The 18,858-nt window shown below is 47.8% G+C and carries 19 protein-coding genes; 11 read left to right on the forward strand and 8 right to left on the reverse strand.

Annotated features, from left to right (window positions below; all coding sequences use genetic code 11):
• Positions 1 to 48 precede the first annotated feature (48 nt).
• Positions 49 to 825, reverse strand: a complete 777-nt coding sequence (locus EBI00_RS15160) for an exodeoxyribonuclease III (RefSeq protein ID WP_123096777.1) — start codon at positions 823 to 825, stop codon at positions 49 to 51.
• A gap of 116 nt (positions 826 to 941) precedes the next feature.
• On the opposite strand from EBI00_RS15160, the gene pyrE reads away from it, so the two are divergent.
• The gene (gene pyrE / locus EBI00_RS15165; protein ID WP_123096778.1) at positions 942 to 1,589 is read left to right on the forward strand and encodes an orotate phosphoribosyltransferase; all 648 of its coding nucleotides are present in this window, start codon (positions 942 to 944) and stop codon (positions 1,587 to 1,589) included.
• Positions 1,590 to 1,655: 66 nt separating this feature from the next.
• On the opposite strand, the gene slmA is transcribed toward pyrE, so the two are convergent.
• From slmA to coaBC, 4 genes are all read right to left on the reverse strand, one after another.
• A complete protein-coding gene (gene slmA, locus EBI00_RS15170; protein ID WP_123096779.1) occupies positions 1,656 to 2,249 on the reverse strand; it encodes a nucleoid occlusion factor SlmA in 594 nt (197 codons plus the stop codon).
• 57 nt (positions 2,250 to 2,306) lie between these two features.
• Positions 2,307 to 3,215 (reverse strand): acetylglutamate kinase, encoded by a 909-nt coding sequence (gene argB, locus EBI00_RS15175; RefSeq protein WP_123096780.1) that lies wholly within the window; start codon positions 3,213 to 3,215, stop codon positions 2,307 to 2,309.
• Positions 3,216 to 3,558: 343 nt separating this feature from the next.
• A complete protein-coding gene (dut, locus tag EBI00_RS15180) occupies positions 3,559 to 4,017 on the reverse strand; it encodes a dUTP diphosphatase (protein ID WP_123096781.1) in 459 nt (152 codons plus the stop codon).
• 44 nt (positions 4,018 to 4,061) lie between these two features.
• Positions 4,062 to 5,279: a bifunctional phosphopantothenoylcysteine decarboxylase/phosphopantothenate--cysteine ligase CoaBC gene (coaBC, locus tag EBI00_RS15185; RefSeq protein ID WP_123096782.1), complete on the reverse strand. Its 1,218-nt coding sequence runs from the start codon at positions 5,277 to 5,279 to the stop codon at positions 4,062 to 4,064.
• Positions 5,280 to 5,383: 104 nt separating this feature from the next.
• Between coaBC and radC the strand changes: the two genes are divergently transcribed.
• From radC to EBI00_RS15230, 9 genes are all read left to right on the forward strand, one after another.
• Entirely contained in the window at positions 5,384 to 6,058 is a 675-nt protein-coding gene (gene radC, locus EBI00_RS15190; RefSeq protein WP_123096783.1) for a RadC family protein, read from the forward strand.
• 290 nt (positions 6,059 to 6,348) lie between these two features.
• Positions 6,349 to 6,585, forward strand: coding sequence for a 50S ribosomal protein L28 (gene rpmB / locus EBI00_RS15195; RefSeq protein ID WP_072838851.1), 237 nt, complete (start codon positions 6,349 to 6,351; stop codon positions 6,583 to 6,585).
• 11 nt (positions 6,586 to 6,596) lie between these two features.
• Positions 6,597 to 6,767: a 50S ribosomal protein L33 gene (gene rpmG, locus EBI00_RS15200; protein WP_123096784.1), complete on the forward strand. Its 171-nt coding sequence runs from the start codon at positions 6,597 to 6,599 to the stop codon at positions 6,765 to 6,767.
• 119 nt (positions 6,768 to 6,886) lie between these two features.
• Complete coding sequence (mutM, locus tag EBI00_RS15205; RefSeq protein WP_123096785.1) at positions 6,887 to 7,705, forward strand: bifunctional DNA-formamidopyrimidine glycosylase/DNA-(apurinic or apyrimidinic site) lyase; 819 nt, start codon at positions 6,887 to 6,889, stop codon at positions 7,703 to 7,705.
• Positions 7,706 to 7,936: 231 nt separating this feature from the next.
• Positions 7,937 to 8,929, forward strand: a complete 993-nt coding sequence (locus EBI00_RS15210) for a BMP family lipoprotein (protein WP_123096786.1) — start codon at positions 7,937 to 7,939, stop codon at positions 8,927 to 8,929.
• A gap of 91 nt (positions 8,930 to 9,020) precedes the next feature.
• The gene (locus EBI00_RS15215) at positions 9,021 to 10,592 is read left to right on the forward strand and encodes an ABC transporter ATP-binding protein (RefSeq protein WP_123096787.1); all 1,572 of its coding nucleotides are present in this window, start codon (positions 9,021 to 9,023) and stop codon (positions 10,590 to 10,592) included.
• Positions 10,589 to 11,686, forward strand: coding sequence for an ABC transporter permease (locus EBI00_RS15220; protein ID WP_123096788.1), 1,098 nt, complete (start codon positions 10,589 to 10,591; stop codon positions 11,684 to 11,686). The genes EBI00_RS15215 and EBI00_RS15220 overlap by 4 nt, the downstream gene beginning before the upstream one ends.
• A gap of 9 nt (positions 11,687 to 11,695) precedes the next feature.
• Complete coding sequence (locus EBI00_RS15225) at positions 11,696 to 12,664, forward strand: ABC transporter permease (RefSeq protein ID WP_123096789.1); 969 nt, start codon at positions 11,696 to 11,698, stop codon at positions 12,662 to 12,664.
• 2 nt (positions 12,665 to 12,666) lie between these two features.
• On the forward strand, positions 12,667 to 13,083 hold the full coding sequence (locus tag EBI00_RS15230) for a cytidine deaminase (RefSeq protein ID WP_277749222.1): 417 nt from the start codon (positions 12,667 to 12,669) through the stop codon (positions 13,081 to 13,083).
• 43 nt (positions 13,084 to 13,126) lie between these two features.
• Here the strand turns inward: EBI00_RS15230 and EBI00_RS15235 are convergent, their stop codons facing one another.
• Both EBI00_RS15235 and EBI00_RS15240 read right to left on the reverse strand, forming a co-directional pair.
• Positions 13,127 to 14,176: an AbrB family transcriptional regulator gene (locus EBI00_RS15235; RefSeq protein ID WP_123096790.1), complete on the reverse strand. Its 1,050-nt coding sequence runs from the start codon at positions 14,174 to 14,176 to the stop codon at positions 13,127 to 13,129.
• 25 nt (positions 14,177 to 14,201) lie between these two features.
• Entirely contained in the window at positions 14,202 to 16,586 is a 2,385-nt protein-coding gene (locus EBI00_RS15240) for a bifunctional acetate--CoA ligase family protein/GNAT family N-acetyltransferase (RefSeq protein WP_123096791.1), read from the reverse strand.
• A 144-nt stretch (positions 16,587 to 16,730) separates the two neighbouring features.
• Between EBI00_RS15240 and EBI00_RS15245 the strand changes: the two genes are divergently transcribed.
• Positions 16,731 to 17,654, forward strand: a complete 924-nt coding sequence (locus EBI00_RS15245) for a histone deacetylase family protein (RefSeq protein WP_123096792.1) — start codon at positions 16,731 to 16,733, stop codon at positions 17,652 to 17,654.
• A 31-nt stretch (positions 17,655 to 17,685) separates the two neighbouring features.
• Here EBI00_RS15245 and EBI00_RS15250 read toward each other — a convergent pair whose 3' ends face one another.
• On the reverse strand, positions 17,686 to 18,744 hold the full coding sequence (locus tag EBI00_RS15250) for a GlxA family transcriptional regulator (protein ID WP_123096793.1): 1,059 nt from the start codon (positions 18,742 to 18,744) through the stop codon (positions 17,686 to 17,688).
• Positions 18,745 to 18,858 lie beyond the last annotated feature (114 nt).

Below are 18,858 nucleotides of genomic sequence, written 5' to 3' on the forward strand. Positions count from 1 at the left end.
AAAGTGTCCAACTTTATGGGGTCACTTCAATTTGACGGGTTTTTTTATTTAATCGATGTTGTATTCCATCGTTAAAGGCGCGTGATCTGAGAAACGCTGTCCTTTGTAGATAGAGCCACCTTGGATGAGGTCTTTTAAACCCGGGGTGGTGATCTGGTAGTCCAGACGGCCACCTTCGTCGAGTTTCCAAGCGCGCTCGTAATCTGGCCACCAGGTGTATTGCTTGTCCTGTTTGCTGATTTGACGAAAGGCGTCTATGTATTCCATTTCGTTGAATATTTCGTTGATCCACTTACGCTCTTCAGGCAAAAACCCCGAGTTACGTTGGTTCACGAACCAGCTGCTGACGTCGATAGGAGACCGAGCCACATTAGCTGTACCGCAAAAAATAAACTCACGACGCTTGCGGCGTGTTTTGATTAGGTGGTTTTTAAACCCTTCCATGAAGCGATACTTATGTTCTTGTAGCGCTTCCTCATGGTTGGAGCCATGGGGTGTTAAAAAAGCCCCAACGCTGACTTTGTCGAAGTCCGCCTGAATAAAACGTCCTTCAAAGTCGCATTCTGGGAATCCCATTCCGGTCATGATGGCCTTTGGCATGGTTTTACTGTAAATGGCCACGCCGGCTTGTTCAGGGTTTTCCATGGAGTCAAAAAAATACGTATTGAACTCGGGTGGAAAAAACACGCTGTCATTTAGGCTGCGTTCATCGGCTTGTATGTCTTGCAGACACACAACATCTGGGTTCTGACGAACCATCCATTCAAAAAAGCCGCGATCTGCTGCTTGTCTTATACCGTTTACATTAAGGCTGATGACCTTCATTTCTGGTCCCTACAATTCCTAGCCGTGTGTTATATTAGTACCTATCCAATGTTGGCTTGGCTTCGCGCGTTCTTGGCGGTGCTGAGTTGTGTATTATCTATCTTTCTGGAGTTGGCATGAAACCTTACCAAAGAGACTTTATTGAATTCGCTATTGAACAAAACGTACTGCGCTTTGGCGAATTTACTCTTAAATCAGGCCGTGTGAGCCCTTACTTTTTTAATGCAGGCCTATTTAGCTCTGGCGAAGCATTAGCAAAGTTAGGACGCTTCTACGCGGCCTCATTAATGGAAGCAAACGTTCCATTCGATGTTCTATTTGGCCCTGCTTATAAAGGCATTCCTTTAGCGACCACAACCGCTGTGGCTTTGTATGACCATCATAATGTAGACACACCATACGTTTTCAACCGTAAAGAAGCAAAAACTCACGGCGAAGGCGGTTCTCTTGTCGGTGCCCCGCTGGCGGGTAGCGTCATGATCATTGATGACGTTATTACCGCTGGTACGGCTATCCGAGAAGTGATGGCCATTATACAAGACGCCGATGCACATCCTGCCGGTGTACTTATTGCTCTGGACCGTCAAGAGCGAGGCCAGGGCACCTTGTCTGCGATTCAGGAAGTCGAACGTGACTTCGGTATGCCGGTGATCAGTATCGTTTCTCTCAATGACATCATGACTTACTTAGCAGAACAAGATTCACCTGAATTTGCCAAGCATCTTGATGCAGTGAAAGCCTATCGTCTTGAGTACGGTATCTAATTCGTTCTCGTTTTGCTCTTTTTCGTTTCGTTCAATGTGGTTAAGGTTTGGGGTTCGCCTCAAATCTTAACGATTTAACATCAAATTTTGTGCCAAAACGCTCCATTGTTCGGGCCAAATCTCCATGGGTTTCACTTTAAATTCGCTGCGCACATAATGGCGAATCTTTCCTTCGATAATCGCGATTAAAAAATTGGCGCAAGGGGCCACGCCCATCGCAGGTCGTAATCCCTGTTTTAGGTCAGCTTCACGCATAACCTGTTTCAACTGAGTTTCAATACGGTCAAACACTTGCGTGATTCGCAGACGCAAGCGATCCGTTTCTCCTGAGAGCGCATCAGCGGTTAATAATCGGCACATGCCTGGGTTATTTTCCGCAAACCCCAACACCAGGGTGGTAATCATCTCGACACGACCGATGACGTTGCTTTCCTCTTGGATAATACGATTAATACGCGTAAAAAGTGTTTCTTCAATAAATTCAATGAGCCCTTCGAACATTTTCGCTTTACTAGGAAAATGGCGGTATAGCGCCGCTTCCGATACGCCGACTTGCTTGGCGAGCGCGGCGGTGGTGATGCGCGCTCCTGGGCTACTTTCTAGCATTTGCGCCAGTGCCTGCAATATTTCTGTGCGACGATCGTTTTTCTTGTTGCTCATTGGTCGTATCCAGTTTCTATTCAGTCTTTCTTTATCTTACTAATAAGAATAAAGCATTTATTCACCCAGTTTGGTGTTGGAAATCAGAGTGCCGACGCCTGTGTCGGTAAATATTTCTAGCAAGGTCGCGTGCGGTACTCGGCCATCAATAATGTGAGCGCTGGTGACGCCCGCGTTGACGGCAGACAGAGCGCAGCTAATTTTAGGTAACATGCCACCGTAAATGGTGCCGTCTGCAATCAGTGCATCCACTTGAGCCGTTGTTAGCCCAGTCAGTACATTGCCTTGCTTGTCTTGCACGCCGGAAATGTTGGTGAGCAGCATGAGCTTTTCTGCGCCAACGGCTTCGGCGACTTTGCCCGCGACAAGGTCGGCATTAATATTGTATGAGTTGCCTTGATCGTCGACACCAATCGGCGCGATAACCGGAATTAGATCACTGTTTTCGAAGAACTTTAAGAAGCTGGTGTCGACGCTGGCGACTTCGCCAACGTGGCCAATATCCACTTGTTCCGGTGTGCTCATGCCTTCCGCTTGGTGTTTGACAAATAGCTTCTTGGCTTTAATAAAACGGCTGTCTTTGCCAGTGATGCCAATGGCTTTGCCGCCCGCTTCACAAATTAAGTTAACGATTTCTTTGTTTACTTGGCCGCCCAGCACCATTTCAACCACATCCATGGTCGCTGTGTCAGTGACGCGCATCCCATTGATGAATTTGGACTCTATATTTAATTTAGTGAGCATGTCGCCAATTTGTGGGCCACCACCGTGAACAACGATAGGGTTGATTCCAATGGCTTTCATCAAAACGATGTCTCGTGCAAACCCAGCTTGTAGGGTTTCGTCGGTCATGGCGTTGCCGCCGTACTTAATAACCAATGTCTTACCAGCAAAGCGCTGAATATAAGGAAGCGATTCGCTTAAAACCTTAGCGACGTCTAAAGCAGATTCACGAGAAAAAGCCACGGATTACATACTCCTGTAAAAAAGGGTTGTGCGGAACGAATGCAAACTAATCGAGAGTTTTCATAATGTATAGGCGACTAGCTTATCAACTTGCTGTGGCAAAACGATGACAGCCAAGGCTAACAACGAGTGTAAGTGACCACTTAGAGGTAAAATAATAACGTGATACGAGCGGATTAACTATAGAAAATTGTATGAAAATTACCAAGTATGGGCTTATGAAAGTAATTTTCTTTTTTGGCGCGAGAGATGGTTGAGTGAATCGACTTACCCGCACTCAAAAGGTGAAATATTCTCACCCTTCGAGTGCGGGTCTTGCGTATTTAGCCTTGTTTACCCTTATTTATTTTGTGCCCGTGTGACCAAAGCCACCTTCGCCGCGTTCGGTGCTTTCGAATTCGGTCACGATATTAAATTCAGCTTGAACAACCGGTAATAAAACCAGCTGGGCAACACGTTCACCTGGTTCGATCGTGAAGGTGGTGTTGCCACGGTTCCAGCAAGACACCATGAGTTCGCCTTGGTAATCTGAATCGATCAACCCCACCAAATTGCCCAAAACAATGCCATGCTTATGCCCTAGCCCAGAACGTGGCAATATCGTAGCGGCCAGGTTTGGGTCTTGAATGTAAATAGACAAGCCCGTTGGTAGTAGCCGTGTTTCTCCTGGAGCTAGTTCGATTGCTTGATCAAGGCAAGCGCGTAAATCTAGGCCAGCAGAACCTTGGGTTGCGTAGGTTGGCAGAGGAATCTCTTTACCGATTTTGTCGCTAAGGATTTTTAATTGAATTGCTTGTTTCATGGTGACTGTCTCATTGTCTTTTAATTGATAAATACTTTGTCAGGCTAGGATTGAGTCTGTTGTTGAATAAACTCAACGAGTTGTTCTGCAAGCGCATTTTTTGTGGTTTTGTCCGGTGACCACGTCTTGTCTTTGGTGATCACGGTGACTTGGTTGTCGTCTTGGTTAAAACCAATGTCCGCGCGTGACACGTCGTTCGCGATGATGATGTCCAGACCTTTTCGTTCGAGTTTGCTTTTTGCGTATTCGATCACGTTTTGCGTTTCTGCCGCAAAGCCAACCAGAGTTTTGGCACGTTTTTGTTGGGCGAGGGTGGCGATGATATCTGGATTTTTAACGAGCGTCAGGGTGATTTCATCGGTGTCGGATTGCTTTTTCATCTTTTGGTCGTTAGCCGCTTTCATTTTGAAATCGGCCACGGCAGCGGCGCCAATGAATACATCCGCTTGTGTGATCATACTTTGCTCGCAAGCGGCGAGCATCTCATCAGCGCTTTTTACGGCAATGATTTTCGCGCCAGCCGGTGCGGTGATTTGCACTGGGCCACTAATTAAAGTGACTGTCGCGCCACGAGCCATGGCGGCGGTGGCGAGAGCGTAACCCATTTTGCCTGAACTGTGATTGCTAATAAAACGAACAGGGTCGATAGCTTCCATAGTTGGACCGGCGGTGATGACCCAATGTTGGTCAGCCAAATCTTGTTTAACTTGAGCCTTGTCGAAGTGCGTCATTATGGTGTTAAAAATATCGCCCGGCTCGCTCATGCGTCCAGGGCCAATGTCACCACAGGCTTGAGCGCCATCGGCTGGGCCAATGTTGAGTATACCGCGTTCGGTGAGTAGCTTGGCATTGGCTTGTGTAGCGGGGTGTTTCCACATGGCTTGGTTCATTGCAGGAGCAAGTAAAACAGGGGACTCTGTCGCCAAACATAAGGTGCTTAATAAGTCGTTTGCCATGCCTTGAGCATAACGTGCCATGAAGTCAGCCGAAGCGGGTGCAATGACAATTAAATCGGCCCATTTCGCTAATTCTATGTGTCCCATTCCTGCTTCGGCATTTGGGTCTAATAAGGTACTGCGCACAGGGTGACCAGAAATGGCTTGCAGCGTCATTTCGGTGACAAAGGCTTTTGCACCGTCGGTCAACACGACCTGAACGTCAGCCCCCGCCTTAGTTAACAAACGAATCAGTTCGATGCTTTTATAAGCCGCAATGCCACCGGTAATGCCTAATAGAATGCGTTTTTGAGCGAGATTTGACATAAAAAACTTCTCAATTCGTGCTGTGGTCGATAAAGTGAGCAATAGGCAGGACGCCGTTCTCATTAAAATTGAATGCAAGATTAACATGAATCAAGGACTAGATCATGAGTATTAAACACTGGCCAGAGCAAGAAAGACCCCGAGAAAAGTTGATTCATCAGGGGGCGAGTGCGCTGAGTGATTCCGAATTGCTGGCGATTTTTCTTCGTACTGGCACACAAGGTATCAGTGCCGTTGAGCTGGCTCGACAGGTGTTATCCCAATTCGGCGGTTTACGTGCGTTAATGTCAGCCAGCCGCGAGGAGTTTTGCCAAGGTTTTGGCTTGGGTGACGCAAAATACACGCAACTGCAAGCCGTGTTAGAAATGTCGAAACGACATTTACAAGAACAACTGATGCGCGAAACTGTCTTCACCAGTGCTGAGCACGTTAGAACCTACCTTTCTTCACAACTGCGCCATTCTCAACGAGAAATATTCGCGGTGCTCTTCTTAGATACCCAGCACAGGCTTATTCGTTATCAAGAGCTCTTTATGGGCACCATAGACGCCGCGGCAGTTTACCCACGAGAAGTGGTCAAAGCGGCACTGCAATATAATGCCGCTGCGGTTATCTTGGCCCACAATCATCCTAGTGGTGTGGCGGAGCCCAGTCAGGCGGATATCAGCATTACGGGCAAAATCAAACGCGCTCTGGACCTTGTGGACGTGCGATTGCTCGATCACTTTGTAGTGGGCGATGGCTCGCCTGTTTCCTTGGCTGAGAGAGGCTTGGTGTAGGCCTGAATTTAGATAATAAGTCGCCTTTTAAGAAAAACACAGTGATGCTCGGTAGAGGTAGGCGCGAGTTTCGATATGGGGCATCACTGTGTTTTTCTTTGGAATTTTTGTTTGACTATGCCAGTTGATCATTTTTTTAACAAAAGAATTGCTCAATGGGTGGGGTTATGGGAAAATGCGCGCCGCTATATCCTCGGTATGGGATTTTTTTGATTCATAAGGAATCATGCTCCGCCTGAGGAAGTGAAACACTTCCAATAATCTTTCTGGATAGCAAAAGGTATTTAATTATGTCTCGCGTATGTCAAGTTACTGGGAAACGTCCTGTTACAGGTAATAATGTTTCTCACTCAAAGCGTCGTACTAAGCGTCGTTTTCTTCCTAACCTTCACTGGCACCGTTTTTGGGTCGAAGGTGAAAACCGCTACATCCGTTTACGTGTATCTTCTAAAGGTATGCGTATTATCGATAAAAAGGGCATCGAAACAGTTCTTGTTGAAATGCGCGCTAACGGCGAAAAAGTATAAGGATCTGAATCATGGCTTCTAAAGGCGCTCGCGATCTAATTCGCATGGTATCTTCTGCTGGTACTGGTCACTTTTACACAACTGACAAGAACAAGCGTAATACTCCAGACAAACTTGAAATGAAAAAGTTTGACCCTGTTGTACGCCAGCACGTTATGTACAAAGAAGCGAAAATTAAGTAATTTTCGGTCTTAGTCAAAAGGAACCGACTCAACGAGTCGGTTTTTTTGTATCTAGTAAACGCTATTCAGTGACTAACGCAGTATGATTTGTGTATATCTTGTCATTATTGAGGTGAATTGTGCCTGAATTACCAGAAGTAGAAACCACGTTACGGGGTATTGAGCCTAAGCTTGTTGGGCGTTCTCTGGCTCAGGTTGATATTCGCCAGCCAAAATTGCGCTGGCCAATCACACCTGAATTACCCTCTGAGGTGGTTGGGCAAAAGATCACGCACCTTTCGCGACGGGGTAAATACATTGGTATTCATACCGACAAAGGCACGGTTATTGTGCATCTTGGTATGTCTGGCAGTTTGTATTTTGTGCCGGCGGAGACGCCGCCGTTGTTTCATGATCATGTGGATTTTTGTTTTTCCGATGATGATGTCTGGTTAAGGTATACGGATCCTCGTCGTTTTGGTGCTATCTTGTGGACAACACAGGATTGGAATGAACACGAGTTGATCAAGCACCTAGGGCCTGAACCTTTATCCGATTTGTTTCACGCTGATATGTTGTACGCGCGAGCAAAGGGCCGCAAAGTCCCGATTAAGACCTTTATCATGGACAGCAAGGTCGTGGTTGGGGTGGGTAATATATACGCCAACGAGGCGCTTTTTAAAGCCGGTATCCGCCCTGACCGTTTGGCGGGTAAGATCAGTAAGGCCCGTTTAGTCAAGTTGGTTGAATGCATCAAAGTGGTGCTAGCGGCAGCCATTAAACGGGGCGGCACGACGTTAAAAGACTTTGTGGGTGGCGATGGTAAACCCGGTTATTTCAAGCAAGAGTTGGCCGTGTATGGTCGAGCAGAAAAACCTTGTGTGTTGTGTGGCGCGCCTTTGAAGGAAATTCGTCAGGCGCAACGCAGTACGGTTTACTGCAAACATTGCCAATCTTAATAGTGCTTATTTATTCGGCATAAGTATTGCTCGCATGACTTGTTGGTGCGTCAATGGCACTATCAGTTTGTGGCGAAAAAGCGCGTTTGAGGCGGCTTTTTTGTACGAAATAAAAAAATGTAGGCTAAAATGTGCAGATTACATTGCGGTATTCTGCTATTCGGTTTATTTTTGACCAGTTAGGCAGGTTTCCATGCCGCCTAGAATATATTACATAGAAGAGGAATTGGAATGAAAGCTGTCTTTCTTGCGTCAGCAACGGCGCTGGCCATTGCATCAAGCATGGCTCATGCAGCCACAGAACCTGCTGTTGTTTACGATCAAGCAGGTAAATTTGATAAATCTTTTAATGAAGGCGTTTACAACGGCGTTAAAAGATACACCGAAGAAACGGGTGTAAAAATCCGTGAATTCGAACCGAAAAACGAAGCACAAGTAGAGCAAGGTTTGCGTCGTCTTGCGAATCGCGGCTATTCGCCTATCGTGACGGTTGGTTTTAACATGACGTCGTCTGTTGAAAAAGTGGCGAAAGACTTTCCTAATGTTCAATTTACTATTATTGACGGTGTGATTGATCTTCCTAACGTTCAATCGGTTGTCTTTAAAGAACACGAAGGGTCATTCCTTGTCGGCGCATTGGCTTCTATGGCCTCTAAAACCGATAAAGTCGGTTTTGTCGGTGGTATGGATATTCCGCTGATCCGTAAATTTGGCTGTGGTTACGAGCAAGGCGTAAAATACGCGTCTTCTAGCGCTACTGTGCTACAAAATATGACGGGGTCAACCGGTGCGGCGTTTAATGACCCAACAAAAGGCTCTGAATTAGCGAAGAGCCAATTCTCACAAGGCGCTGATGTGATTTTTGCGGCTGCGGGTGGTACGGGTATCGGTGTTTATCAAGCGGCGAAAGACGGTGGAAAACTGGCGATAGGTGTGGATTCTAACCAGAACCATATTCAGCCAGGCACCATGCTAACGTCCATGGTAAAGCGCGTGGATGAAGCAGCTTACAAAACTTACGAAGACGCTGCAGCGGGTACTTGGAAACCGGGTTTAGTGGTTTTAGGTTTGGCTGAAGGCGGAGTGGATTGGGCGTTAGATGACAACAACGCCAATTTAATTACCGAAGAAATGAAAGCTGAGCTAAACGACATTCGCGCTAAGATTGTCAGTGGTGAGATCAAGGTTCACGACTACATGTCTGATAACACGTGTAACTACTAAGTTGCATTAGGAAACAGTTGCCTGCTTTTTGTGGGCAACTGTTTTTTTTACCTTAGCATTTTTACTTCCAAGCAGATGAATTCTTTTAGATATGACGAATCAAACAATGCCATACGCAATTGAATTGCGTGACATCAGTAAACGTTTTGGTGCGGTTCAGGCCAACAAAGACATTTGCTTACAAGTTCCTGCGGGCACTATTCACGGTATTATCGGTGAAAATGGCGCTGGGAAATCCACTTTGATGAGCATTATTTACGGCTTTTATGAAGCGGACACGGGTCACATTGAAGTAGACGGTAAGCGTGTTGAAATTCGTAATTCTCAGGATGCCATTACAGCAGGGATAGGCATGGTGCATCAGCATTTTATGCTGGTGGATACTTTTAGCGTTTTGGAAAATGTTATTTTAGGTGCAGAAGGCGGCGCCTTGTTAAAGGGTGGCGTGGCGGCGGCACGAGTGGAATTACAGCGTTTAGCGAATGAATACAGTTTAGACATTGATGTGGATGCCATCGTCGAAGAACTTCCGGTGGGTTTACAGCAGCGTGTTGAAATTTTAAAGGCTCTATACCGCGGCGCTCGCATTCTTATTCTCGATGAGCCAACCGGCGTGTTGACCCCTCAAGAAGCGGACCATTTGTTCCGTATTCTAAAAGCCCTGAAAGATCAGGGTGTTACTATTTTATTAATCACTCACAAATTGCGTGAGATCATGGCTTCCACCGATAACGTATCCGTGATGCGTCAAGGTGAAATGGTCGCTCACCGTGAGACCGCCCACACTAGTAAAGAAGAGCTTGCTGAGTTAATGGTGGGGAAAAAAGTGCGTTTAACGGTCGATAAAGACGACGCGAAACCACAAGATGTGCTCTTGTCAGCGCAGAACTTATCTCAGTTTGATAGCCAAGGCGTTAAGCGTTTAAAAAATGTCAGCCTGACGCTGCGTGCGGGTGAGATATTGGGCATTGCTGGGGTCTCGGGCAATGGGCAAAGTGAATTACTGAATGTGCTGTCTGGCATTACTCCGATGGACGAGGGAGAAATCCACTTTGCCGGTCAGGTGATCAATGCAAAATCCCCCCGAGACGCCGCACAGATGCGCGATTTGAAGATGGCTCATGTACCAGAAGATCGCCATAAAATGGGGTTAGTTACGGGGTTTGAAGCCTATGAAGCCGCGGTGTTGGGATACCATAATTCCCTCGCTTATAACGGCAAGATTCTGATGAATCGTAAGGCTATGTTAGATGAATGCAATGAACGTATGGCCGCGTGGGATGTCCGTCCACCGAATCCGCATTTAAAAACCGCGAACTTTTCCGGTGGCAATCAGCAGAAAATCGTTATCGCCCGTGAAGTGGAACAAAACCCTGAAGTCTTATTGATTGGTCAGCCAACTCGGGGTGTTGACATTGGGGCGATAGAAAATATTCACGAACAAATTGTTAAACTTCGTGATGCTGGCAAAGGTATTTTGTTGGTGTCCGTTGAATTGGATGAAATTATGGCACTGAGTGATCGCATCGTTGTGATGTTTGATGGTGCGGTTGTTGGCGAGCTTGATGCGAAAGACGCCGACGAGCGAACCCTTGGCTTAATGATGGCTAATGCCCATAACAAAGAGCAAGAAGGCGAAGAGCAAGAAGGGGTGTCCGCATGAGTCAGGCAAAAGTTCCGGCTTGGGTAAACCTGGCTCTTATTCCTTTTCTTAATGTGTTTTTGGCTTTTTTGGTGTCCGGGTTGGTGATTCTTGCTATCGGAGAAAACCCACTTGAAGCCGCGGGCTATCTTATCTATGGCGCGTTTGGCTACGATGAGGGAATTGGCTATACCTTGTACTATGCGACCAACCTTATTTTCACTGGCCTTGCGGTGTCGGTGGCTTTTAAAGGTGGGTTATTCAATATCGGTGGTGAAGGTCAAGCTTACATTGGTGGTTTAGGGGTCGGTTTGATCTGTTTGTCTCTTGATAACACCATGCCTTTGTATGTGATTGCGCCTTTGGCGATCCTTGGTGCGGCGGCATTTGGTGCCGCGTGGGGGTACATTCCGGGTTATCTTCAGGCGCGTCGTGGTAGTCACATTGTTATTACCACCATTATGTTTAACTTTATTGCCTCTTCTTTGATGGTTTATTTAATTGTGAACTGGCTGAAGGAAGATGGTCGTATGGCGCCCAATAGCCGAACGTTTGAAGAAAACGCTTGGTTGCCTTATTTGCATGAAGTGCTGTCGCCATTGGGGATAGATATTGGTAGTTCGCCATTGAATTTGGCGTTCATTTGGGCGCTGTTGTGCTGTGTGTTTGTGTGGGGATTGATCTGGCACACTCGCTGGGGATATCAGCTTCGCACCTTAGGTACGAATCCAACGGCGGCACGCTATGCTGGGATTGATACGGCTAAGGTCACCATTTGGGCGATGTTGATATCGGGTGGTCTAGCGGGCTTTGTTGGCTTAAACGAGATCATGGGGGTGAACCACAGTTTGTTGCTGAACTTTACTGCAGGATATGGTTTTGCGGGAATTGCGGTGGCCTTGATGGGACGTAATCATCCGATTGGTATTATTTTGGCGGCGATCTTGTTTGGGGCCTTATATCAGGGCGGTGCTGAGTTGGCGTTTGAGATTCCGTCCATCACACCTGAGATTGTGGTAGTGATTCAAGGTTTGGTGATTCTGTTCTCTGGTGCACTGGAACACATGTTGAAAGATCGCATCGAAGGCTTTTTTATTCGCAAAGCGGTCGCGTAGGGGAAAACTATGTTTGAAACATTGATACTTATGTTAGACGCCACCATGCGTGTCTCTACGCCATTGATTCTGGCTGCGCTGGCCGGTTTGTACTCTGAACGAGCGGGTATTGTTGATATCGGCTTGGAAGGAAAAATTTTAGGCAGTGCTTTTGCGGCGGCTGCAGGGGCAGCAGTGTTTGGTTCGGCTTGGATTGGTCTATGTTTGGGGATTTTGGCGTCAGTGTCTTTGGCGATGATCCATGGATTCGCCTGTATCACCCACCGAGGCGATCACATTGTGTCAGGGGTGGCGATTAACACTATTGTGGCCGGTTTAACGGTGACCTTGTCTATGTATTGGTTTGGCATGGGCGGACAGACACCGGCCTTGTCGGGTGATGCACGTTTCTTAGACATCACTTTCCCGTTTGCTGATGCTTTGCAAGATGTGCCCGTCATAGGCGCGATTTATTCGAATCTGCTCAGTGGTCACAATATCTTGGTGTATTTGGCCTTTGCCATGGTGCCGTTGACCTATTGGGTGGTTTACAAAACGCGCTTTGGTTTGCGTTTGCGCGCCGTGGGGGAAAATCCTCATGCGGTGGATACGGCGGGGATTTCCGTGGCGTTTATCCGCTATCGCGCCTTGATTGTGTGCGGCATCTTGTGTGGTCTTGCGGGTGCGTACTTGTCTACCGCTCACAACGCAGGCTTTCTAAAAGACATGAGTGCGGGCAAAGGCTACATGGCTTTGGCGGCGCTGATTTTCGGTAAATGGCGTCCTGTGCCTGTGTTGTTGGCGTGTTTGTTGTTTGGTTTCTTAGACGCCGTTGCTGTGCGTATGCAAGGTGTTGAAATTCCAGGTATTGGTCAAGTACCCGTGCAGGCCATCGAGGTATTGCCCTACGTGTTAACCGTCTTGTTGCTTGCGGGCTTCATCGGTAAAGCGGTTGGGCCAAAAGCCATTGGTCGACCCTATGTCAAAGAGCGAGCGTAGCTGTGTCTAATATAAAGCACGATCAAACCCTGTTTGAATTGGCTCAAGAAGCTATGGCCAAGGCTTATGTGCCGTATTCTCAGTTTGCTGTTGGTGCGGCCATTTTAACCCAGACGGGCAAGGTGTATTCTGGTTGTAACGTTGAGAACGCAGCTTATCCTGAAGGTACTTGTGCAGAAGCCGGTGCCATTGCGGCCATGGTGCGCGACGGGGAAACACAGATTCAAGACATCTATGTGATTGGTAACGGCGAGGGTTTGGTGACGCCCTGTGGTGGTTGTCGTCAGAAGATTCGTGAGTTCTCTTCGGCGCAGACCGTGATTCACGTTTGTGGTGCCGAAGGCGTCAGGCAATCCTTCACTATGAATGAACTCTTGCCTTCCTCGTTCGGTCCGGAAAACCTCGAACAGGCCAGCTAGTGTTCAATTGTTATTTTATAAAACCACCTTCGGGTGGTTTTTTTTAGGCCATTCTATGGTTTGAGAGCCAACGGGCGAGCATAGGTCCTGCAATAAGCACCAGTAAAAAACGCGCTACTTGCATGGCCATAACAAAGGCGACATCTGTATTGGTGGCAGCGGCTATAATGGCCACCGAGTCTGCGCCACCTGGGCTGGTGGCCAAAAAAGCGGTGAGCGGATCAATGTCAGCAAAGTAAATCAATAGAAGGGCCACACAGGCGTTGATCGCAATGAGTGCGATAATCGCCCCAAAGACGTGGGGAAACACATGCCATGCGTGTTCTAAGGCTTGACGTGTGAAGCGAAAGCCAATCGCCCAACCAAGCACGGCGAAACTGAGTGCCAGAAAAACGTTCGGCAGAACAATGGGCAAAACGCCTGAAAACTTAATGATCAACCCCACGAGTAGGGCTAATAATAAGGGTCCACTTGATAAACGCAGAGCGACGGCGACCACACAGGCCAATGAAAGAACGCCTAGAGTAATGGCAAACTCAGACCAAGAAGAAACGTGTAGCCAGTCGATGGGGGCGGCGGTAAATCCCTCGTTGTGAAAAAGACGGGCGACCAAGGCCGCTGCTATGGCGCAGCAAGCAACGCGTAAGTATTGCATAAAAGCCACTAGGCGCATGTCAGCACCATAAGCTTCTGACATTATGGTCATGGCTGAGGCGGCCCCTGGCGAAGAGCCCCAGATGGCGGTGGTACCAGGTAATAACCCTGTTCGGCTAAGCAGCCAGCCTAAGAAACTCGACGCAATAATGGTCGATAGGGTACCCATTAGAAACAGCGGCCATTCTTGGGCAATTTTGCTGAACACGGTTAATGGTAAGCTGTTTGCTATCATCATCCCCAGGATGCTTTGGGCCATTAAAAAAATGGGTCTTGGCAAGGTCATGCCCGCCCCATTCGTGGCGAGTACAATGGCGGTTATCATTGGGCCTAACAGTAAGGCAGCAGGTACATGAGCGTATTCTAGAAGCACCACTAGGAGAAAAGAGACCACAAGCAGCACAATAAGCCGCCATGGTGTTGTCCAGCGAGAGAGCATTTTGGGGATGTCTGTCCTTGCTATGTTATGAGATGGATTTTAGCCGTGTTGGTGTTAGCTTGATGCTGGCAATGACTTGGCCAAAGTCGTCTGGGTCACGTTGGATAGTAAACCCCAGGTGCTTGCAAAAGTCGATCATGCGTTTGTTTTCCGCTAGCACAATGCCCTTCATGACACGAATTCCCTTGTCTGCCGCGACCTGAAACAGTTGTCGCATCAGGTAAGACGCCAAACCTAAGCCTTGGAATGCATCCCCGAGCACCACGGCAAATTCACAGCTTTGATCATCAAAGTTGTCTATGTAACGTGCCGTGCCTATGAGCAAATCTTGTCCATCCCGTTGAATCACCGCGAGCAAAGCCATTTCACGGTCGTAGTCGATGTGGGAAAGGCTGGCAAGCATACGTGGTGTCAGTTCTTCTATGTTGGAGATAAAGCGAAAGTAGCGTGTCTCATGGGACATGCTGCGAACAAAATCCGCTAAAATGCCGGCATCTCTGGGTAAAACGGGTCTAACAGTGGCGATTTCGTCATTTTTTAAGACACGTTCTGAAACCCATTGTCTCGGATAGGGATGAATGGCGAGGTGCTCATAACGGCGCCAGTTTTTGCAAGAGCGCAGATGGGCGGTGACATCAGCATAAATACTGCCACTTTCATGGAATCTCACATCAGCCAGTTCTAGGCTTTCTATTTCGGGCAGTTCACACACCATGGTGGATAGATTGCGCAGTAAGCTTTCCAACTCAAATGATTCTTCACTGGGAAAGGCGCGCTGGATCAAATCTTTTGCCAAGATGGTATTAAGCGGTGGCAGTGCAACGGCCTCGGCTTGTTTGTGTTGCTGGGCGCCTTCCAATGATAGGCCAATGGCAGGGCCAAAAATACGGTCTTGAAAGACGCGTAAATGAATGGGCGCAGCCAGTTGATGAGTGGCTTGGCGACGTGAAATTAAGCGGATATGAAAAAGCTCAAAAATCTCTCTCAGCTCATCGGTATGGACGATGTTTTGTTCCTTTTTGACTAACTGATTGAGGGTTTGTGTGGCTTCTGAAACGTCGATTTTGAAACGAAACGCGTGACTGTCTGGTGATTGTTTCGCCAATAACTGATTGCGTTGAAATTGAACTAAAAATTGAAAGCCTTCAATGGCGGTTTCCGGGGTTCTAAACGTAGGTATTCCGGCTTCATTGATGCGTGTGCGCATGTTGGTCATATTGCCACCACCGAGCAAGCACACCATGACCAGCTTCTTCTGGGTACGGTGTAACCTGATGATGAGATCGTACAAGGAATCTATGTCAATGAGAGCGGTGGGGCTTAGGGTGAGAAGTACGGCCCCGCAATCTGAGCTGCTCAAGGCGTTTTCCGCCAGGTTAATGAACAAGTCTGTGGCGCAACTTGCCCAAACTGTGGTGACAGGGCCAATACCGCCTCGTCCCGCCATAGTGGATTCGAGTTTATCCCTCAAGTCGCCTTCTGGGGTGAGTAAGTCAATGCCGAGTTCCATCGCCCGTTGCGCCGCCAGTTCGCCAGGTCCTGCACCATTACCAATAATGAGCAGCGAGCCGTCTTTTATGCGACGGGCGTTGGTCATCACGGAAGCGGCCGCGATTAAATCGTTAAGGCGTCTGCCTCTTACTGCACCGGTTCGGCTTAGGGCAGCGTCGAGTACTCGTTCATCGGCACCCACAGAGTGTTCGGTGACAACGGCAACGGGTTTGCTGCGACCTGTGGCCCGTAAGCTGCTGAGAAAGCGCGTTGGGCGGCCAATTTTTTGCAGATACATTAATATAGCCTGACTGTCGAAGTCGTTGGACAAATAATCCAACACTTGCGATGGCATGACATCAATAGGCGTGCCCATGGACACCACTTGTGAGAAGCCAATGCCTTGCCATGTAGCCCAATCCACCAAGGCGCTGGCGACGGTGCCCGATTGCGACATCAGGGCCAATTTACCGGTTAGCGGCTGCGTCAAACCAAGCCAAGCGTACACGCCTTGTTTGGGACGGCAAATGCCAAAACTGTTGGGGCCCAGTAAGCGCACATTATGTTGGCGTAATGAGGCGAGCAGAGAGTCTTGTGGCTCCCCTGTCCATGACAGCATTAAAAGTGATTGAATACCAGCGGCGCCACAATCGGCAATAATGTCTTCCATCGAGGTGTTTGCGTCTGTGCCAGCGATCACCGCCAGGTCTGGCTGAGTACTTAATTCGCTTAGGGAGGACACATGGCTGAAAGGGAAGGGGCGTTCAGGTTTGACCCCCACCAGGCTCACAGGACACGATTTTTTCGCACTACTAAGGGATTGTAAGAGCGCCAAAAGCAAGGGATCTTGTCCATTTTCGCCAGTGAATACCACGATGGATTTGGGAGCGAGTAAGGTGTGTAAAGCGTGTTGGCTCACTGGTTTTTCTCCTCGATGAAAGGGATGCGACAAAGGGTCATCTCCCTTAAGGGTAGACCATGGTAGGATAGACTGTATTGTCACCTTCGTGGCTTGATACTTATCAGCATTACATTAATAAAAATAATAATCCAGAGACCTTAAATGACAACGGCTTATATCACACACACTTATTGCGATAAACACAATATTGGGGAAGATCATCCTGAGTCACCCTTGCGTCTTGGGGCGATACAAAACCGCTTAATTAATGGTCAGTTGATGGACTTTGTGCGCCGTATAGAGTCAGACCCTGCGACACGGGAGCAGCTTGTGGACACTCACGATGCCGCTTATGTGGACTCTATTTTTGCTCGGGCGCCTGAAGCGGGGCATGTCGAGTTAGAGCCTGAAACCATCATGATGCCTCACACATTAGACGCGGCTTTATTTGCGGCGGGGGCCGTTGTGAAAGCGGTCGATTTAGTGATGACAGGTGAGATGGACAATGCCTTTTGTGCGATTCGTCCTCCAGGGCACCATGCGGAATACGATAAAGCCATGGGGTTTTGTTTGTTTAATAATATTGCGGTTGGTACCCGACATGCAATCAAGCACTACGGGTTAGCGCGTGTTGCCATCGTCGATTTTGATGTTCATCATGGCAATGGCACGGAAGACATTTTCAAAAACGAGGAAAGCGTCTTGTTTGCGTCCAGCTATCAACATCCATTTTATCCTTACAGTGATCCGGGCGATTCTCACGACAATATTCTGCATATGCCACTAGAAGCAGGGGCTGGCAGTGAGGCTTTTCAAGCCGTTATCAGCACCCAATTACTGCCCGCATTGGAGGCTTTTAAGCCTGAACTTATTATGATTTCAGCGGGCTTTGATGCCCACAAAGAAGACCCTATGGGGCAGCTAAGACTAAGCGAGTCCGATTTTACTTGGATCACAGATCGTTTGATGGAGGTGGCCGAGCGCCATTGTCAGGGGCGCATCGTCTCTGTTTTAGAAGGCGGGTACAATGTGGATGCCCTTGGTCGTGCCGCATTTTGCCATATTCGTAGCCTAATGAAGCTCTAGTTTATTCCAGATGTGAGTGCGTTATTTTTGATCAACTTGACTGCGTGGTGCGTCGCGTGTCGATCGGTGACTGAGCAAAGTAACGATGATACGTTCGGCTAAAATGGGCTGAACTGACGAAGCCACAGGCAATGGAAACGTCAAAAATACTTAAGTTTGATTGTTGGATAAGTTGCCTAGCCCGGGTTAAGCGGTACTCCATGTAGTAGCGCGCGGGTGCGACACCAATGTGGCTTTTAAATAAGCGTTCTAGCTTGCGTCGGGAAATGCCGACTAGGTTCGCTAGTTCATCAATGGTCAGCGGGTCTTCAATGTTACTTTCCATCAAGATAATGGATTCTTTGATGCAGTCGGGAATGCGGGAATCGGCCCGCAAAAAACGATTGCTAATGTCGTTATCGGTTTCGCTGACGCGATCTGCGCCTATCACTTTCGCTACCGCCTGAGCGTTCTCCGCTCCCCATGCCAGCTTGATGAAATGCAACATCATGTCTAGGGTGCTGTTGGGTCCTGAGCAAGTTAATATTTGGCCTTCTTCGCTGTAGCTAGAGGTTGCAACATGCAGCCCCGGAAATCGTTCTGCCATAATGGCTTTATTGTCTTGATGAATAGCAACAGTGTGGTTGTCTTTTATTTTACTGTCTGCAATATAGAACCCCCCATTCCAGATGCCCATGACGGTGGCGCTTGATTGAACGGCTTTGCGAATGATCTTGTTGAGCTGTGGTTCAGATTTTAACACTGTCCTGAATCCCCCACATACGACGAGGAGGTCGTCTTTTCTTAAGGAGATATCTTGTATATTGCCATCGGTGGTCAGAGTGATAGAAATGTCTGAAAGCGTTTTGTTGTCATTAAGGCTATATGTTTTACAGTCATAAATGGACTGATTGTGCACCAAGTTAAGGGTGACGAGCGTGTCTAAGGCGATAGAGAAAGCAGACATCGAAAAATGATCAAGTAGAACAAAGCAGGCTTTTTTAGCGTCCGGGGTGGTTTTGCGTTCCGTTGCTGCAGTGAATACCAAATTGGCGTGTTTTAGATGGCTTTGAAAATGCGCTGTATTTAATGTCCCCTTTTCTTGCGACATACCTGACTCTCTTGCTTATTATTGTCGGGCCCAATATCGCATATTTTCAAGTAAATAAAAGCCCCTATTCCACGAAGACGCAGAGGTTCGTTGAGAATAGGGGCCTTGTGTGTC

The sequence above is a fragment of the Marinomonas hwangdonensis genome, from assembly GCF_003721245.1.
GTDB classification, from domain to species: domain Bacteria; phylum Pseudomonadota; class Gammaproteobacteria; order Pseudomonadales; family Marinomonadaceae; genus Marinomonas; species Marinomonas hwangdonensis.

Bases quoted from the DNA above. Each gene is read 5' to 3' on its own strand.
- rpmG (WP_123096784.1), top strand. From the start codon at position 6,597: ATGGCTTCTAAAGGCGCTCGCGATCTAATTCGCATGGTATCTTCTGCT.
- pyrE (WP_123096778.1), top strand. From the start codon at position 942: ATGAAACCTTACCAAAGAGACTTTATTGAATTCGCTATTGAACAAAAC.
- EBI00_RS15210 (WP_123096786.1), top strand. From the start codon at position 7,937: ATGAAAGCTGTCTTTCTTGCGTCAGCAACGGCGCTGGCCATTGCATCA.
- EBI00_RS15215 (WP_123096787.1), top strand. From the start codon at position 9,021: ATGACGAATCAAACAATGCCATACGCAATTGAATTGCGTGACATCAGT.
- dut (WP_123096781.1), bottom strand. From the start codon at position 4,017: ATGAAACAAGCAATTCAATTAAAAATCCTTAGCGACAAAATCGGTAAA.
- slmA (WP_123096779.1), bottom strand. From the start codon at position 2,249: ATGAGCAACAAGAAAAACGATCGTCGCACAGAAATATTGCAGGCACTG.
- EBI00_RS15220 (WP_123096788.1), top strand. From the start codon at position 10,589: ATGAGTCAGGCAAAAGTTCCGGCTTGGGTAAACCTGGCTCTTATTCCT.
- radC (WP_123096783.1), top strand. From the start codon at position 5,384: ATGAGTATTAAACACTGGCCAGAGCAAGAAAGACCCCGAGAAAAGTTG.
- EBI00_RS15245 (WP_123096792.1), top strand. From the start codon at position 16,731: ATGACAACGGCTTATATCACACACACTTATTGCGATAAACACAATATT.
- EBI00_RS15160 (WP_123096777.1), bottom strand. From the start codon at position 825: ATGAAGGTCATCAGCCTTAATGTAAACGGTATAAGACAAGCAGCAGAT.
- EBI00_RS15225 (WP_123096789.1), top strand. From the start codon at position 11,696: ATGTTTGAAACATTGATACTTATGTTAGACGCCACCATGCGTGTCTCT.
- coaBC (WP_123096782.1), bottom strand. From the start codon at position 5,279: ATGTCAAATCTCGCTCAAAAACGCATTCTATTAGGCATTACCGGTGGC.
- EBI00_RS15250 (WP_123096793.1), bottom strand. From the start codon at position 18,744: ATGTCGCAAGAAAAGGGGACATTAAATACAGCGCATTTTCAAAGCCAT.
- rpmB (WP_072838851.1), top strand. From the start codon at position 6,349: ATGTCTCGCGTATGTCAAGTTACTGGGAAACGTCCTGTTACAGGTAAT.
- EBI00_RS15235 (WP_123096790.1), bottom strand. From the start codon at position 14,176: ATGCTCTCTCGCTGGACAACACCATGGCGGCTTATTGTGCTGCTTGTG.